Here is a 17,005-nt window from a genome sequence, read left to right on the forward strand (position 1 = left end):
ATGAGAGCTGCTCTTAGTACGAGAGGACCGGAGTGGACGTACCGCTGGTGTTCCAGTTGTTTCGCCAGAAGCATAGCTGGGTAGCTAAGTACGGAAAGGATAACCGCTGAAAGCATCTAAGTGGGAAGCCTCCTCAGAGATAAGTATTCCCTTGAAATTCCTTGTAGACGACGAGGTTGATAGGATGGAAGTGTACGTGTAGCAATACATTTAGCTGACCATTACTAATAAATTGATAGGTTTAAAAGTTAAGATGTATATTCAGACATTTTAATAAATTATTATTACTATTCAGTTTTCAAAAAACTAAGCCCAAGAGGGCATTTTTTTTATTTTATTAATTATTTTTTGTGCTAAAATAATACTTTATTAAGTATAATATTGTAAAAGTAAAAGATAGAATTGAGGTGTAATTGTGAATAATATTTTTTTAAAAACAAAAAATAGATGAAATAATTTTTGAAAACACAAAAATCTTGCAAAAAAATTTATTTATACAACTACATTATTAACAATTTTTATTTTAGGTACTACTTTAACACTACCTTTTGTTAGAGTTAATAGTGGAGCGTTAGATAATAATTCATTTATTAATACTCTTAACCTAATTGGTGGTGGAGGATTAAGACGTTTTTCTGTTTTTGCATTAGGTATTAGTCCATTTATTAACGCTTCGTTAATAATGATGATTTTACAAACTAAAATATTTCCACCAATTTATAAATTAAGTCAAAGCGGGCCACAAGGACGTAAAAAAATTAATATTATAACTAGAGTTTTAACATTAATAATCGCGTTTCCGCAAGCTATTTTTTTGACTAAAGGTTTAACGGTTGGAACAAATAATTTTATAACAATTAGTTCTCAAGTTTTTTCTATAAATTTTTTAACTTATTTTTTATTACCTTTAATGTTGATTAGTGCTTCGTTATTTGCTTTATTTATTTCAGAGCAAATAACATCAAAAGGTGTTGGAAATGGTACGAGTTTAATAATTTTTGTTGGTATAGCAGCAAGAATTCCTTTTCAATTTCAAACGGCTTTTGGTACATATATTCAATCTGAATCTTCAGGTAGCGGTACTCTTGTAGGAGTAATTAATTTTGTTACTTATGTTTTAGTGTATTTGAGTGTAATTATGGTTGTTTCTATAGTTTATGTAGCAGAAAGACACATACCAATTCAACAGGTTGGAGCAGGTCGCTCTAAAACAAAAAAAGAAATTGGTAAATTACCAATTAAATTAAATCCTGCAGGTATTATGCCTATAATTTTCGCTATGATGGTTCTTTCATTCCCAGGGATGATTGCAAACATTTTACCTGATACAAGTGCTTCAAAACAATGAATAAATATTAACTTACAATTTACTCAACCATTAGGTTTTTCATTATTATTAGTTATTATCTTTTTCTTTTCGTTAATTATGGGGATTCAACAATCAAAAGTTGATAAAATTGCTGAAGATTTTGCTAAAAATTCAACATTTATTCCTGGCGTTAGACCTGGGGAAGAAACACAAGATTATTTAATAGCTGTTGTATTTAGATTAAGTGTTTTTTCATCAATTTACTTATTAGTTTTAGGAAGTATGCAATTTGTAGAAATAATGACAGGTGTTTTAAATCAGGCTATCTCTTTCGGTGGAACATCAATTATGATTTTGGTGTCTACATCAATCGAAACAATCGCACAAATTCAAGCTAGAAATAAGACTAATAAATTAGCAAAAGCTAAAAGAATGACTATCACTAAAAGTGATGAATCAAATAATTTAGAAGGGTTATTATGATAAACAAAAATATTATTTTCATGGGAATGCCAGGAGCTGGAAAAGGTACTGTTGCTTCTTTAATTAAAGAAAAAACAAATTTATTTCATTTATCTACAGGTGAAGTTTTCCGTAATGAAATTAAAAATAAGACAGATTTAGGATTAAAAGTTCAAGAGTATGTTACTTCAGGAGGATATGTTCCTGATGAAATTACAAACAAAATCGTTGCTAAAGCGATAGACTCATTAATAGAAAATAAACAAAGATTTATTTTAGATGGATATCCACGCACATTAGCTCAAGTAGAGTTTTTACAAGCTCAGTATGGTGATCAGTTTGCAGTAATTGAGTTAAAAGTATCTGTTGATGAAGTTTTAAGAAGACTAGGTGGTAGAAGAGTTTGTCCTTTATGTCAAACCGCATACCATGTTGAGTTTAAAAAACCTAAAAATGAAGGACATTGTGATTTAGATAATCAAGAGCTTTTAATCAGAGCAGATGATTATGCTGATAAAATAGTTAATCGTTTAGATATTTATAATCAACAGACTAAACCTCTTCTAAATTACTACCAAAACAGCAACAATTTATATACTGTTGATGCTAGTGCAACACCAGATGAAGTTGCTAAAAAAGTTTTAGAAATAATAAATAATATCTAAAAAAATGGTAAAATGTAAGTACTTTAAAGATGCTTGCATTTTTTATTGATTTTTTTATTCAAATGAGGTTCTAATGATTACAATTAAAGATAAAAATGCGATTGAAAAAATTAAAAAAAGTTGTGAAATCTTGGCAGAAGTTAAGAGTGTATTATATGACTTTGTAAGACCAGGGGTTTCTTTAAAAGAACTTGATCAATTGGCTTTTAAAGAAATAACAAAGAGAGGTGCACAACCTGCATTCCTAGGACTTTATGGTTTTCCTGCGACTGCGTGCATTTCCGTTAATCAACAATTGATTCATGGTATTCCATCTGATTATGTAATTAAAGATGGTGACCTTGTTAGTATTGATTTAGGATGTAAGTATCAAGGATATAATTCTGATAGTGCTTTTACAAAAGCTGTTGGAAATGTATCAGAAACTGATCGAAAAATTATTAGCGTGGCTGAAGGTGCTTTCCGAGCTGGTTTAAAAGCAATTAGACGTGGTGCCAGAGTTGGAGATATTTCATACGCTATTGGTCAATACATTAAAAAACACAATTTATATACTCCTGATGAGTTCTGTGGTCATGGGATAGGGCTTCAATTACACGAAGATCCAAATATTCCAAATGAAGGTAAAAAGGGAACCGGTCCTTTAATCAAAAATGGGATGGTGATTTGTATTGAACCTATGATTACACAAAGTCCAGGAATTAAAATCTTAAAAGATGGTTGAACTGTAGTTTCGCGTGATAATAAAAATACAGCACATTATGAACATACAGTTTTAATCGAGGATTTTAAAGGTGTTGTTTTAACGAAAGGAATTTAATTTGGCAAAAGATGCAATTAAATTAAAAGCAACCGTTAAAGAAATTCATTCAACTGATTTATATTCAGTTGAATTAGAAAACGGTTTAATTATTAAAGCTCACATCTCAGGTAAAATGAGAGTAAATCATATTCGTATTTTACCAGGTGATAATGTTGATGTAGAGATGAGTCCTTACGATTTAACGCAAGGAAGAATTGTCTACAGACATAAATAAAAAGGAGAAACTATGAAAGTTAGAGCTAGTGTTAAGAAAATGTGTAAAGACTGCAAAATTATTAAACGTAAAGGAGTTATCCGTGTAATTTGTGTACTTCCAAAACACAAACAAAGACAAGGATAATTAGAAAGGAAATATAAGATGGCACGTATTTTAAACGTTGAAATTCCAAATGACAAACGTGTAGTTATTTCTCTTACATACATTTATGGTATTGGGAAATCAATTGCTAAAGAAATTTGTCAAAAAGCAAATATTGATGAAAATGCTCGTGTAAAAAATCTTTCAGAAGATGAATTATCAAGAATTCGTGAAGTTGCTAAAGATTATTTAACAGAAGGTGATCTACGTAGAGAAGTTACATTAAACATTAAACGTTTAATGGAAATTAAATGCTACCGTGGAATTAGACACCGTAAAGGTTTACCAGTTCGTGGTCAATCAACTCAAAAGAATGCTCGTACACGTAAAGGACCTAGAAAAACTGTTGCAGGAAAGAAAGGTAAATAATAATGGCACGTAAATCAAAGAAAAAAAATATTACAAGTGGAGTGGCACACATTCACTCAACTAACCAAAACACAATTGTTACCTTTGCAGATGAAAACGGAAATGTAATCGCTTGAAGTTCAGCTGGTGCAATTGGTTACAAAGGAACTAAAAAGAAAACTCCTTATGCTGCTGGATTAGCAGCTCAAGCTGCTGCAGAAGCTGCTAAAGAACAAGGAATTAAAACTGTTAAGGTTGAATTAAAAGGTCTTGGAGCAGGTAAAGATGCTGCAAGAAAACAAATTGAAGTATCGGGTATTACAGTTACAGAAATTAAAGATGTTACACCAGTTCCACACAACGGAACAAGACCTCCAAAACGTATCTTAAAACGTGAACGTATGAAAAAATAATTAGTTCGTAATTGAAAGAGGGTATCAAATGGAAAAAATGAAACAATTAGTTTACTTAGAAAAACCTGAGATTAAACAAGTTGGAGAATACGAAACAACTTTTGTTCTTCAAGGATTAGAAAGAGGATATGGTAATACACTAGGTGTTGCTTTAAGAAGAGTTTTACTTTCAAGTATTACTTCTCTTGCTCCTTTTGCAGTTCGTATCGAAGGTGTAGAACATGAGTTTCAAACAATTAAAGATGTTGTAGAAGATGTACCAAGTTTAATTATGAACTTAAGAAAAGTGCGTTTTATCTACAATCCTGACATGATTTCTGATAATGATATTATTAAAGTTTCATTATCATCAGATGAAAAAGGAAGAATAAATTCTAGATATTTAGAAGTTAAAAACGCTGCTGGTATCGAAGTTATTGATCACAACTTACATATTGCAGAAGTTATGACTGAAAACGCTTTAAAACTAGAAATGTTCCTTCGTCCTGGTCGTGGATTTATGTCTTTTGAGGAAAATAAAGCTTTTTTAAGTAAAAAAGAAGCTGAACTTGAATCAGATATTAAAAAAGGTAAATTTATTGCAGTAGATTCTAATTTCTCACCTATTGAAAAAGTTTTCTACAATGTTACTGAATTAAACTCATCATCAGCAAAAATTGAAGAACAATTAGAGTTTACAATTAAAACTGATGGTACAGTTAAAGCAAAAGATGCAATTAAAACTGCAAGTCAAATTTTAATTGGTCATTTACAAATTATTGGTGATGTTGATCAAATGAGTAAAATTGAATTATTCGAAGAAGAAACAAAAGAATTAGAAACTAAAGATGAAGATGATATTGATATTACTCAATTAAATCTTTCAGTTCGTTCACTTAATGCTTTAAAAAGAATTAAGAAAACAAAACTTAGTCAAATTGCTGCAATGAAATATGAAGAACTTGAACAAACAAAGAATCTAGGTAAAAAATCAATTCAAGAAATTGTTGAAAAACTTGAAGAACATGGTTATGAACTAAAAGAAGGAGATGAATAGAATGGCAAATCCAACACAAATCTACTCACGTGATACAAAATGAAGAAATGGTGTAATGCGTTCATTAGTTAGTGAACTTTTTGCTAACGGCAGAATAGTAACAACTGTAACAAGAGCTAAAGAAGTTAGAAGACACGCTGAAAAAATGATTACAAAAGCAAAACAACCAACATTAGCAAACAGAAGAATTGTTGCTGCTTACTTACGTCCAATTAACGCAAGTAACGGTCAAGATGTTCTTAAATATTTATTTGCAGAAATTGCACCTAAGTACGCTGAAAGAAATGGTGGTTACACAAGAATTATTAAATTACCTAAACGTTTAGGTGATAACACACGTATGGCTATTATTGAATTAGTTTAATCTAATCTTCGCTTTAATAATTAAAATTTAAATTATAAAATATCAGTTCAACAACTGATATTTTTTTCTTTTTTGATAAAATAAGAATATGCCAGAATATCCAGAAGTAACAGTAGTAACTAATAGCCTAAAAGCACAAATTTTAAACAAAAAAATTACAGATTTTAAAACTTTAAATCCTAAGTTTTTAAAGAATATTTCTCCAGAGGAATTTAAAGCAAATATTTTAAATAAAACAATCACAAAAGTAATAAACATAGGTAAATTTATCGAGATAACTCTTAGTGATCAAAGTAGAATTATTTCTCACTTACGCATGTCAGGTAAGTATTATATTTATCCAATCAAAATGCTTGATTTTGCATATAGTCAAATGCATAATTATGTATTTTTTATTTTAGATGAACAGTTTATTATCTGCTATAACGATGCTCGAATGTTTGGTGGTTTTGATTTTATCCCTTCTGATGATCAAAGAGATTTATCCCAAATTAAAAAATTAGCTAACTTACCAATTGATGTAGATGTTGAACAGCTATTTAATAAACTTAAACGTAAAAATATCAGTATTAAAAGTGTTTTATTAGATCAATCATTGGTTTTAGGTATCGGAAATATTTATGCTGATGAATCTTTATGAGCTAGTCAAATTCATCCAATGCAAAAATGCAACACTTTAACCAAACAGCAGTTAGAATTATTGCTATCTAATGCACAAAGAATAATGGATCAAAGCATTTTGCAAGGCGGAAGCAGCGTGCATACTTACCAATCAGTAAACGATACAAAAGGTACTTACCAAAACGAACTTAAAGTTTATGGTCGTGCAAATAATTTATGTTTTAGATGTAAAATTGCAAATTTAGTAAAAGTAAGGTTAGATTACAAACCAAATGGGAGAGGAACAACATTTTGTCCAATATGTCAAGAAATAAAGAATTAATAATTGTTATTGATATGCTTAATGGATTTGCAAAAACAGGTCCATTAGCTAGCGATAATATTAATGCAATTATTCCGAATATTCAAAAAATTTTAGAAAATAAAAAAGCTGATAATTTATTCATTTGTGATTCTCATTCTACTAGTGATCTTGAAATGAAATGCTATCCTGAGCATTGTTTAACTAATACTTATGAAGCTAAAGTTGTTTCAGAATTAGAAAAATATGTTCAAAATGTGATTTTAAAAAATACTACTAATGGTTTTTTTAATCTTGATAAGGATAAGTTATTAGAATATGATGTTATAACTTTAGTTGGTTGTTGCACTGATATTTGTGTTTTACAACTTGGTCTTAGTTTAATTACTTATTTATACATGCTTAAATCCAAAACGAAAGTAGTAGTCTATTCAGATGCAGTTGCAACCTATGATTCTGAAAATCACAGTGCTACAGAATTTCATGAGTATGCTTTAAAATTAATGCATAATGCTGGAATCGAGGTAACTGAATGAAAACAGTAGATTTACATGGTTTGGAGTCACAAGAGGCTTCAATTATAGTTTTAAAAGAAATTCTATCTTTCAAAAAAGGCCTAATTGATGAGCTTTTTTTAGTAACTGGACATGGAACTGGAATTTTGAAAGTAACTGTTGAAGATTTACTTAGAAAAAATGATTTAAATTATAAATTATCAAATAATTCTGGTGCTTTTTATCTTTCCAAATCTAATAATTTTGATTATTTTTATAATATAAAATATAATGAAGATGACGAACAAATAATAGATGAGCAAGAAATAAAAGATTTATTTGATGAGTTTAGTTTAAAGTAACAATTAATTATGAAAAAAATTAAATTTCCAAAATGATTAATACTCTTTTTATCATTTATTTCTTTACCTTTACTCTCTTTTTCTTGCCAATCAATGCCTGAAGACAAAATTCAGATTAAAGAAAACAAACCTGAAAAAAATCAAAGTATAGATAATCAAACAAATGAATCGAATTTTGATTTAGATTCAGTAGAGAATAATAAAAATTTAGATGCTACTACAACGCGCTTACCAGAAGATATTTCTAAAAATAATCAAGATCCAAATTATTTACCTAAAGAAAATAATTCAGTAGCTAAAAGCAAAGGTGATAAGCAACGAAACGAAATTGATAGTTCTAAAAATGAAGAAAAAGAAAATTCTGAAGTTTTAGCAAAAAAAGATTTGTCAACAAATAATTTAAATCTTGAAAATGGAGAAGCTGAAGAATCCAATTCTTTTAATTTGAAAGAAACTGAAACACGTATAGATGAAAAAGAAAATCAAGATTTATCTAAAAATATAAAAGAAACAAAGTCAATAAATATCAAAAGCATTACTCTAGTTTTTGAGCAAGAAAATTTAATGAAAAATAAAATGACAAGTGCAGACTTTCTTAATAATACTCTAGATTTAACGAACTATATTAAAAGTGTTAGAGCAATAGATTGAGAAGACAACTTAATAAATATTAGTTTCCCAAGTTTAGAGTATAGATTAGAAGTGGATAATTTTAAAAATACAAATATTGGTTATAAAATAAATTTAAAATTACTGAAAAAAGATAAAATAGTTTATTCTGGTTCAAACGTTTTTACCGAAGGATTAAATTATTCAAAATCTGATTATTTAAATTATTTATTAGAAAATCAAGTATCACTTAAAAAAATAGATCGAGAAGTAAAAAAACATTTTCCTTCGTTTTTTGTGGCAAAGAAATTACAAGACTTAGACTTAAGTTCTTTATTTTTAAATTTAAATTCTGACTATCAAATGTTTGATCATTTTCCGATTTTAATTCGTAGCAATTATTATGCTAATGATAATGAAGGTAAGTTATTTTTAAATTATTATTTAGAATACAACAATGAAAATACATCTGAGACTATAATTTCAAATTCTAAAAATATAGAAGTTCTAGATTTAAGTTCATTGAATTTAGATAACGATTTTAATTTTGCTTTAGTTCACACTTTTGAATTTCCACAAAATGAAAAAATTAAGAATAAAATATTTTCCTGATATGAGCAAAATAAAAATAAAGATAACTTAGCTTTAAGTAAATTTGATATAGCTCGTTTATTTAGATTTTTAAATAGAAATTTATATCGGATGATTGAAGCAACACAAAATGAGAACTTCGAACTTTCTCTTTCTAACAACTACAATTTAGTAGGTAAGGTATTAGATACTAATTTTGTTATAAGTGGTTCGCACTCTGAAAATAGTTTTAATTTATCCAATGGTCTTTTAGCTAATCAAATTCAAATATTGAGAATTGATTTAGAGTTTGAAGGAGCTAATTTTACAAAAATATCTGATAATCGCTTAGAATTAAATGTCCAATATAAGATATTAGTTACAATAAATGGTGCTACTTTAGAAAATTGATCTAATACTAAAGTTTTAGAATTTCAAGGAAATTTACCATTATATTTCCAAAAATAAAACCACAGTTTAGTAATTATTAAACTAAAAAGTTGACAATTTAATTTGCCAACTTTTTATTTATTTTATCTTGCTATATTTTATGAAATATCAACTTAACAAATTGATTAATAGTTAATTTGATAATATTTTTAATTTACTTTTTTAAAATTTCAAAAACAGGTGTTTCTAATTTTAATTCCTGATTAGTATTAACTTCTAACTTACCTAATTCGTAGTTCCCGGTTTCTGGTAAAACTAAAACTATACAATCGCTCCTAAAACCTTCTTTTTTAATTAAATTTAAATCAATTTTTCCAATTAGATCACCGTGTTTAACGATATCTTTTTCATTTACATATATTTCGAATCCGTTTCCTTTTAAATTGACAGTGTCAATCCCGACATGAATTAAAATATTAGATTTACTTTTTGTTGTAATTCCTAAAGCATGTTTAGTAGGAAAAACAAGATTTACTTGACCATCAACTGGAGCATAAATTTTTCCTTCATCATCAATATTAAATTCAATAGCAAATCCTTCGCCTAGAGATTTTGAAGAAAAAACACCGTCATTTAAAGATTCTAAAGTTTGAAATTTACCTTTTGCTGCTGGGTATAATAGCTCATTTTGTACCTTATTAAAAAATTTAAAAAAACCCATAACTTCCTTTCTTTTTTATTATATTATTTTTAACTCTTTTTAAAAATATTTCAACCTTCTTGTTTATTTTACGTATATAAAAATTTAAAAAATATATAATTAATTAAATTATTAATAATTTAATTGCAGTAAGGAGGATTGATGTCTAAAAAAGTTATTATTGGTATGTCAGGTGGTGTAGATTCATCTGTAGCAGCATATTTACTTTTACAACAAGGTTATCAGGTAGAAGGATTATTTATGCGTAACTGAGATTCAATTTTAAATAATGATGTTTTAGGTAATGCTGATATTTCGCAAGATATTTGTCCACAAGAACAAGATTATCAAGATGCTCAAGCGGTAGCAAATAAATTAGGATTTCCTTTACATCGTGTTGATTTTGTTCAAGAGTATTGAGATAATGTTTTTGAAAACTTTATCGAAGAGTACAAAAAAGGTAGAACACCAAATCCGGATATTTTATGTAATAAATATATTAAATTTAACGCCTTTGCAAAATACGCTTTTAATGAATTAAAAGCAGATTATATTGCAATGGGACATTACGCAAAAGTAGCTGATGGACACTTATATCGTGCTAAGGACGAAAACAAAGATCAAACTTATTTTTTAGCTCAGTTAACACATGAACAGCTTTCAAAAGTTATTATGCCTCTTGCTGATTTACTTAAAAGTGAAATTCGTGAAATAGCAAATAAGTTAGATTTAATTACTGCTAACAAAAAAGATTCAACAGGAATTTGCTTTATTGGTGAACGTAATTTTGGACAGTTTTTACAAAATTATATACCAGCACAAGAAGGTGATATTGTTGATATTACTACCCTAAAAGTAGTTGGTCGTCATGTAGGATGCTTTTACTATACTATCGGACAACGTAAAGGCTTAAATTTAGGTGGTATGTCTGAACCATATTATGTGTGTGGTCACGATGTGAAAAAAAACATTCTGTATGTAGCACCTAATTCTCAAATTCAATATTTAGATTCTGACAGTTTAATCGCAAGTAACTTAACGCTTAATAATACAGAATATGACCCAAATAATTTAACTGCAAAATTTAGATATCGTCAAAAAGATATTCCGGTAACAATTCAATTATTGGCAAATCATAAAGTTAAAATTAATTACCCTCAAAAAGCACAAGCAGTAACGCCAGGTCAACAAGTAGTACTTTATGATGGTGAAAAATGTCTTGGTGGAGCTGTTATTGAAGAACTTTTTATAAATAATAAAAAAATAGAATATATTTAGGAGAATTATGAATTCAAAAGAAATTAGAGAAAGTTGATTAAAGTTTTTTGAATCTAAGCAACACATGATTGTACCTACTAAAAGCTTGGTTCCACAAAATGATCCTTCATTATTGTGAATTAATTCAGGTGTAGCTACATTAAAAGATTATTTTGCGGGTAAAAAAATACCACCAGCACGTAGATTAACTAACTCACAAAAAGCTATTCGTACAAATGACATCGAAAATGTCGGTGTTACAGCTAGACATCATACGTTTTTTGAAATGTTGGGTAACTTTTCAATTGGTGATTATTTCAAAAAAGAAGCAATTTCATTTGCTTTTGAATATTTAACAACAGTTTTAAAAATGGATGTTAACCGTTTATATTTCACTTATTATTTTGAAGATTTAGAAACCAAAGAATTATGAATGTCTCATGGAATTAGCGAAGATCATATGATTCCAGGTACTAAAGACACTAATTTTTGAGAAGTAGGTAGCGGTCCATGTGGTCCAAATACCGAAATTTTCTTTGATCGTGGTGAAAAATACGATGCTCGTGGAATTGAATTACTAAAAAAAGACATTGAAAACGATCGTTATATTGAAATTTGAAATATTGTTTTTTCAACATATAATTCAAATGGTGAAGGTGAATACACAGAATTAAAACAAAAAAATATTGATACTGGTGCAGGTTTAGAAAGAATTGTTTCAATTTTACAAGATGCTCCAACTAATTTTGATACAGACTTATTTTTACCAATTATTCATGAGATTGAAAAATTCACCGATTTTAAATATGATATTAAAAATTATTTTACAAAAGATGTAACACAAACTGAAATTAATTCATGCTTTAAAGTTATTGCTGATCACATGAGAACTGTTGTTAATGCAATAGCTGATGGAGCTAAACCTTCTAATGTTGGACGTGGATACATTTTAAGAAGATTAATTCGTAGAAGTGTTTATAAAGCAATGCAATTAAATATTTTTGAACCATTTCTTTATAAGCTTGTTCAAATCGTTAAAGATTCTCTCCCATTTGAATATGATGTGCAACCAATTGCTAAAATCATTAAAGATGAGGAACTTAGTTTTGGTCGTACTATTGAAAATGGTAAAGAAATTTTAAATTCTTACTTAAATGATAATACTAAGGTTTTACCTGGTGATATCGCCTTTAAATTATTTGAAACTTATGGTTTTCCTATTGAATTAACTAGCGAAATTTTAAATCAAAAGAATATCTCAATTGATTATCAAGGATTTGAAGCAGCTAAAAATAAACATGCAGAAGCGTCTAGAAATTCAAAATTATCAGGAATGGATAAGGTAATTAATTCCTTAACAATTTTAAAATCAAAAGTTGATAAATTTATCGGTTACGAACATACATATGCAAAAACAAAAATTTTACATTTACTTAACACAGAAACAGAAGTTAGTCAAGCTGAAGGTATTTCTTATTTAGTTTTAGAAGAAACTCCTTTTTATGCAACTAGCGGAGGACAAAAACACGATCGTGGATTTATCAAGCAAGGTGATAATAATATTGAAATTATTGATGTTTTCAAAGATAAATTTGGAAATCACATTCATAAAGTTGAAGGTAAAGTTAATGCAAAACAACTAGTAGAGTGTTTTGTTGATGAAACAATCAGATTGGGTCTTGAAAGAAATCACTCTGGAACACACTTACTATTTTGTGCTTTAAGAACTATTTTAGGCCCACAAATTAAACAATTAGGATCAGATAATAACGAAGAACGTTTAACATTTGATATGCCAGCTGATGAGCGTCCTAGTGATGATCAAATAGCTGAAATTGAATCACTTGTTAGAAGTTATATTAAAAAAGATGCTCCACGTTCTTATTTAAATATGTCAACTGAACAAGCTAAAGAAATGGGTGCTATCATGACATTAGAAGAAGCTGAATATATGGATCCAAAATCTGTACGTATTGTTGAATTCAAAGATATTACTGCTGATTTATGTGGTGGAACTCACCTTTCAAACACTGCTAAACTAGAGAATTTTAAAATTACTTCAGTGGAGAAAAAGGCGGCAGGTGTATACCGGATTAGAGCTATTTCATCTAATTTAATTGTTGATGAATATTTACAAAATGAAGTGAACTTACTTATTGGTGATGTTAACCGTGCAATCGAAAAAAATGAAAAATTAGATTCTAATTACAAATTTGATTTAAATATTCCAGAAGACTTAGAGATTGCTATTAAATATTTAAAAGACACTTTAGTAAGTTTAAAAGAAGATAATAAAAAATTAAACAAACAGGCAACTAATAATTTTGAGTTTGATTATGAAAATGTAGAGTTTAAACTAATTAAAGATAAAAAAGTTTACTTTAATAATCAAATTAATAAAGCAAATTTAAAAACAGTTGCTTCTACACTTAGAGAAAAATACGAGGATTCAATCATTGTTTTAGTTTCTAATGATGAAAACCCAATGTTAGTTGTTGCTTCTAAAAGTGCAGATTCAAACGCTTTAGCTCAAAAACTTTTTGCTATTTATAATGGAAAAGGTGGAGGTAACCAAATTTTAAGTATGGGTAAACTTTCAGCTACTCCAGAAAAATTACTTGACAAACTTGTGGAAATTTTAAATGCGTAAATTGGGTTTAGATCTAGGTACTAAATCTTGCGGTTTTGCAATAACTGATGAATCTGAAATTTTAGCAACAAGTTTAGAAAACTTTAACATGTCAGAAAACGACTTTGATGCAGTTTTAAAACGTATTGCTGAATACTTAGCTGAATATAAAGGGAAAATTGATGGTTTTGTTTTAGGTTATCCATTAAAAATTAGTGGTGAAAAAAGTGAACGCACTTTGATGGTTGAACAATTTAAAGAAAAACTTGCCGAAGCTTTTAAACTACCAATTATGCTTGTTAATGAACAATATTCAACTAAAAGAGCAACTGAAGTTTTATTTGCAGCAAAAGTAACTAGACAAAAAAGAAAACAAGTAAAAGATAAATTAGCTGCACAAGTGATTTTGCAGGATTACCTAGAATATTACAAGGAGCGTTGGACTAAATAATGCAAGTTTTTACACATAATTTATTAGAAACAAACGTTCATTTATCTAATACAGCAAAAAGTGCACTGACAATTTCAGCAATCGTTATTGTGCTTTTAGGTTTAATAGTTTATATTAGCATTATTATTTGAGCTAAAAAAACACGCAAAAAATATCAGACAAAAGCTATGCAAGAAGCTTTAATTAAAATCGAATCAATGCGGAATGATGTGGGTGTTTTACCATTTCATTTAAAAAAGGTTTTTAAGTCAAAAACTAATGATTATGATATTGAAGGCTGCATTAATACTGTTTATCAAAATCATTACCAAAAAGTTTTATGCATTTCAGAGGACTTATATACTTTTGCAGCAATCAGCTTAAAAACCGAAAATAAAATTTATTATTATTTACCTGAATTTGATTTTCATACTTATTCGCAAGCTCAATTAGATTCAGACAACAAAATTAATAAAGCTATTTCACCTTTTGAAAATCAAGCTTTAGATTTTGTTGTTTGTTGGAGTTCAAAAACGAATATTCAGGATTTATTTGAAAAGTTTTATCCAAATTTAAATCCAAAAGGAATGATAGCTATTAGAATGAAAGATTATCCTAAAAAAGATTTAAATAGTTTGATAAATTCATTGAAACTAACTAATAAAAAGTTTGATGCTAGTTATTTTGGAACTAAATTTTTATTCATTGTCAAAGAATAAAAAAATTTTTATAGTAAAATAAAGATATTAAACAGCTTAAAGGAGTTGTATGTCAAATATTAACGATAACAAATTATATCTTTCTCAAGAAACTTTAGATAAGTATAAAAAAGAATATGAACACTTAATTAGTGTTGAACGTCCTGCAGTACAAGCAGCTTTAAAAGAAGCACGTGCACAAGGTGACCTTAGTGAAAACGCTGAGTATGATGCAGCTAGAGATAAACAAGCAGCAGTTGAAGGTAGAATAGCTGAATTAGAAAAAATTATTGATCAAGCAGTTTTAATTGAAAATACAAATGCTAGTTCAGTTGGGATTGGTGCACACGTTACATTTTTAAACTTAGAAACAAATCAAGAAATGTCAGTAAGCATTATGGGTACTCACGATTCAAATCCATTTGAAGGAAAAATTTCAAACAAAAGTCCTCTTGCTGTAGCTATGCTAGGACACAAACCAGGTGATGTTGTTGAAGTTGAAGCACCTAAAAAATTTAGCATTAGAATTGTTGATGTTAAATTAGCATAATAAAATGTCGTTTGACATTTTTTTTAAAAAAATAAGGATGAAACATGGAAAAAATAAATAAATTTAAACAAAGATTAATTACATATTTAGAAATTGAAGCAATGAGTCGTTATGAAGAACCTGTTGCTGATGAATTAAGAAAAAATATTCAAGGATATGAAATTTTACGTGATAAGTTTGGATCAATAATTTTTCATAAACCAAGTAAAAACGCAAATGCTCCAAAAGTGATGATTGCAGCTCATATGGATGAAGTAGGTTATATCGTTCGGGAAATTGATAAAACAGGTCAATTATTACTTTCTCCAATTGGTGGAATTTGAGCTAACGTGGTAATTGGTACTAAGGCTAAATTAGTAACATCTACTAAAGAAGAATACTTAGGAGTTTTTGGTCATACATCAATTCATATAATGCAAGCTGAAAAAGTTGGTAAAGCTGTTTCTAATGATGATTTATATGCTGATTTTGGTTTTAAAAATAAAGAAGAAGCACAAGCAGCAGGTGTCGAGCCAGGTGATCGTGTATATATGTCTGGAGAAACTATTGAGTTTAAAAATCCTGATTTAATCGGTGGTAAAGCAATGGATAATCGTGCAGGTGTTACGGTTTTAGAATATATTGCTAATAATTTAGAAAATGAAAATTTAGATATTGATTTATATCTTGTTGGAACAGTTCAAGAAGAAGTTGGAACTCGCGGTGCTAGAACATCAGTTTCTATCATTAACCCTGATGTGGCTATTGCTTTAGATACTACTTCTAGTCATGATACTATTGGAACAATTTCAGGAACTACAGCTTTATTTAAAGGAGCTGCCCTTCGTTATCGTGATGGTGGAACAATGATGGACCCTAAATTAATTGAGTTTTTTGAACATGTAGCACAAAAGAACAACATCCCTGCATATCGATTTTCAGCTATGGGAGGCGGAACTGATGCACATGAACTCCAATATGCAAAAGGTGGTGCATCTGTTTTAACAATCTCTCTTCCACAAAGATATCTTCACAGTCCAATTGGAGTGTGCTCAATAAGCGATTTAATAGCTGCAGGAGATTTATTAATAGAATTTTGTAAGTCTTTTAATGCACAAGCATTAGAAAATTTAAAATATAAATAAAAAAATAGATATATTGCTTATCAATATATCTATTATTTTTGTTTTTTATTTAAAATTAAAATATCAAAATAACAATTTTTTAATCTAAAATTTAGACAATAATGATTTTGTAAAATAAAATTAACTTTAAAAATTGATATAATTTAAAAAATTAAGGAGAAATTCATGAATTTAAGCTTAACTAATTTATTAGAACAATTAGAACAAACAGGTAAAAGTGAAACGGGATTCGTTAAACTTACTAATTTAGAATTTACTATTATGATTATTTTTCTTGTAATTGGTGTAGTTTTAATCACAGCTTTAGCAACCTTTTTTGTAGCTAAAAGAATGTTTGAAAAACAAATTAAAGAAAATCCACCTGTTACTGAAAAAATGATTCGTGTTATGTTTCAACAAATGGGACGTAAAGCAAGCGAAACTCAAATTAGACAAATTATGCGTTCAATGCAAAATGCCAAAGACGATAAAAAATAATGAAAATTCATTCAG

General features: G+C 28.4%; 21 protein-coding genes and 1 rRNA gene. 21 read left to right on the plus strand and 1 reads right to left on the minus strand.

Going from position 1 to position 17,005, the window contains the following annotated elements:
* The 14 genes from EI91_RS02785 to EI91_RS02850 form a co-directional block, all read left to right on the plus strand.
* A 23S ribosomal RNA gene (locus EI91_RS02785) occupies positions 1 to 249 on the plus strand; the annotation flags it as partial.
* Between the two features lie 166 nt (positions 250 to 415).
* Positions 416 to 1,795 (plus strand): preprotein translocase subunit SecY, encoded by a 1,380-nt coding sequence (secY, locus tag EI91_RS02790; protein WP_245597292.1) that lies wholly within the window; start codon positions 416 to 418, stop codon positions 1,793 to 1,795.
* Positions 1,789 to 2,436 carry an adenylate kinase family protein gene (locus EI91_RS02795; RefSeq protein ID WP_036452870.1) on the plus strand — a complete coding sequence of 216 codons (648 nt, stop codon included), beginning with the start codon at positions 1,789 to 1,791 and terminating at the stop codon, positions 2,434 to 2,436. The genes secY and EI91_RS02795 overlap by 7 nt, the downstream gene beginning before the upstream one ends.
* Before the next feature lie 73 nt (positions 2,437 to 2,509).
* Complete coding sequence (gene map / locus EI91_RS02800; RefSeq protein ID WP_036452872.1) at positions 2,510 to 3,256, plus strand: type I methionyl aminopeptidase; 747 nt, start codon at positions 2,510 to 2,512, stop codon at positions 3,254 to 3,256.
* Between the two features lies 1 nt (position 3,257).
* Positions 3,258 to 3,473: a translation initiation factor IF-1 gene (infA, locus tag EI91_RS02805; RefSeq protein WP_036452873.1), complete on the plus strand. Its 216-nt coding sequence runs from the start codon at positions 3,258 to 3,260 to the stop codon at positions 3,471 to 3,473.
* 12 nt (positions 3,474 to 3,485) lie between these two features.
* Positions 3,486 to 3,599, plus strand: coding sequence for a 50S ribosomal protein L36 (gene rpmJ, locus EI91_RS02810; RefSeq protein ID WP_036452875.1), 114 nt, complete (start codon positions 3,486 to 3,488; stop codon positions 3,597 to 3,599).
* Between the two features lie 18 nt (positions 3,600 to 3,617).
* Positions 3,618 to 3,986 (plus strand): 30S ribosomal protein S13, encoded by a 369-nt coding sequence (gene rpsM / locus EI91_RS02815; protein WP_036452877.1) that lies wholly within the window; start codon positions 3,618 to 3,620, stop codon positions 3,984 to 3,986.
* A 2-nt stretch (positions 3,987 to 3,988) separates the two neighbouring features.
* Positions 3,989 to 4,378, plus strand: coding sequence for a 30S ribosomal protein S11 (gene rpsK / locus EI91_RS02820; RefSeq protein ID WP_036452879.1), 390 nt, complete (start codon positions 3,989 to 3,991; stop codon positions 4,376 to 4,378).
* A gap of 28 nt (positions 4,379 to 4,406) precedes the next feature.
* A complete protein-coding gene (locus EI91_RS02825) occupies positions 4,407 to 5,414 on the plus strand; it encodes a DNA-directed RNA polymerase subunit alpha (protein ID WP_036452881.1) in 1,008 nt (335 codons plus the stop codon).
* Position 5,415: 1 nt separating this feature from the next.
* Positions 5,416 to 5,778 carry a 50S ribosomal protein L17 gene (rplQ, locus tag EI91_RS02830; RefSeq protein WP_036452883.1) on the plus strand — a complete coding sequence of 121 codons (363 nt, stop codon included), beginning with the start codon at positions 5,416 to 5,418 and terminating at the stop codon, positions 5,776 to 5,778.
* Between the two features lie 88 nt (positions 5,779 to 5,866).
* Positions 5,867 to 6,721, plus strand: a complete 855-nt coding sequence (gene mutM / locus EI91_RS02835) for a bifunctional DNA-formamidopyrimidine glycosylase/DNA-(apurinic or apyrimidinic site) lyase (protein ID WP_036452885.1) — start codon at positions 5,867 to 5,869, stop codon at positions 6,719 to 6,721.
* A complete protein-coding gene (locus EI91_RS02840; RefSeq protein ID WP_036452887.1) occupies positions 6,700 to 7,245 on the plus strand; it encodes a cysteine hydrolase family protein in 546 nt (181 codons plus the stop codon). Before mutM ends, EI91_RS02840 begins: the two co-directional genes overlap by 22 nt.
* Entirely contained in the window at positions 7,233 to 7,556 is a 324-nt protein-coding gene (locus tag EI91_RS02845) for a Smr/MutS family protein (RefSeq protein ID WP_036452890.1), read from the plus strand. Before EI91_RS02840 ends, EI91_RS02845 begins: the two co-directional genes overlap by 13 nt.
* Positions 7,557 to 7,565: 9 nt before the next feature.
* Positions 7,566 to 9,203, plus strand: coding sequence for a hypothetical protein (locus tag EI91_RS02850; RefSeq protein ID WP_036452892.1), 1,638 nt, complete (start codon positions 7,566 to 7,568; stop codon positions 9,201 to 9,203).
* Positions 9,204 to 9,339: 136 nt separating this feature from the next.
* Here the strand turns inward: EI91_RS02850 and EI91_RS02855 are convergent, their stop codons facing one another.
* Entirely contained in the window at positions 9,340 to 9,846 is a 507-nt protein-coding gene (locus EI91_RS02855) for a PTS sugar transporter subunit IIA (RefSeq protein WP_036452895.1), read from the minus strand.
* Between the two features lie 141 nt (positions 9,847 to 9,987).
* On the opposite strand from EI91_RS02855, the gene mnmA reads away from it, so the two are divergent.
* From mnmA to EI91_RS02890, 7 genes are all read left to right on the plus strand, one after another.
* On the plus strand, positions 9,988 to 11,103 hold the full coding sequence (gene mnmA, locus EI91_RS02860) for a tRNA 2-thiouridine(34) synthase MnmA (protein ID WP_036452897.1): 1,116 nt from the start codon (positions 9,988 to 9,990) through the stop codon (positions 11,101 to 11,103).
* Positions 11,104 to 11,110: 7 nt separating this feature from the next.
* Positions 11,111 to 13,732, plus strand: coding sequence for an alanine--tRNA ligase (gene alaS / locus EI91_RS02865; RefSeq protein WP_036452899.1), 2,622 nt, complete (start codon positions 11,111 to 11,113; stop codon positions 13,730 to 13,732).
* Entirely contained in the window at positions 13,725 to 14,162 is a 438-nt protein-coding gene (gene ruvX / locus EI91_RS02870; protein WP_036452901.1) for a Holliday junction resolvase RuvX, read from the plus strand. The genes alaS and ruvX overlap by 8 nt, the downstream gene beginning before the upstream one ends.
* Positions 14,162 to 14,860 (plus strand): BC85_0335 family putative methyltransferase, encoded by a 699-nt coding sequence (locus EI91_RS02875; protein ID WP_051789182.1) that lies wholly within the window; start codon positions 14,162 to 14,164, stop codon positions 14,858 to 14,860. Before ruvX ends, EI91_RS02875 begins: the two co-directional genes overlap by 1 nt.
* A gap of 49 nt (positions 14,861 to 14,909) precedes the next feature.
* Positions 14,910 to 15,389: a transcription elongation factor GreA gene (gene greA, locus EI91_RS02880; protein WP_036452902.1), complete on the plus strand. Its 480-nt coding sequence runs from the start codon at positions 14,910 to 14,912 to the stop codon at positions 15,387 to 15,389.
* Between the two features lie 44 nt (positions 15,390 to 15,433).
* A complete protein-coding gene (locus tag EI91_RS02885; protein WP_036452904.1) occupies positions 15,434 to 16,513 on the plus strand; it encodes a M42 family metallopeptidase in 1,080 nt (359 codons plus the stop codon).
* Positions 16,514 to 16,678: 165 nt separating this feature from the next.
* The gene (locus EI91_RS02890) at positions 16,679 to 16,990 is read left to right on the plus strand and encodes a YneF family protein (RefSeq protein ID WP_425411719.1); all 312 of its coding nucleotides are present in this window, start codon (positions 16,679 to 16,681) and stop codon (positions 16,988 to 16,990) included.
* The last annotated feature ends 15 nt before the right edge of the window (positions 16,991 to 17,005 follow it).

The sequence above is a fragment of the Mycoplasma buteonis genome, from assembly GCF_000733865.1.
GTDB classification, from domain to species: domain Bacteria; phylum Bacillota_I; class Bacilli_A; order Mycoplasmatales; family Metamycoplasmataceae; genus Mycoplasmopsis; species Mycoplasmopsis buteonis.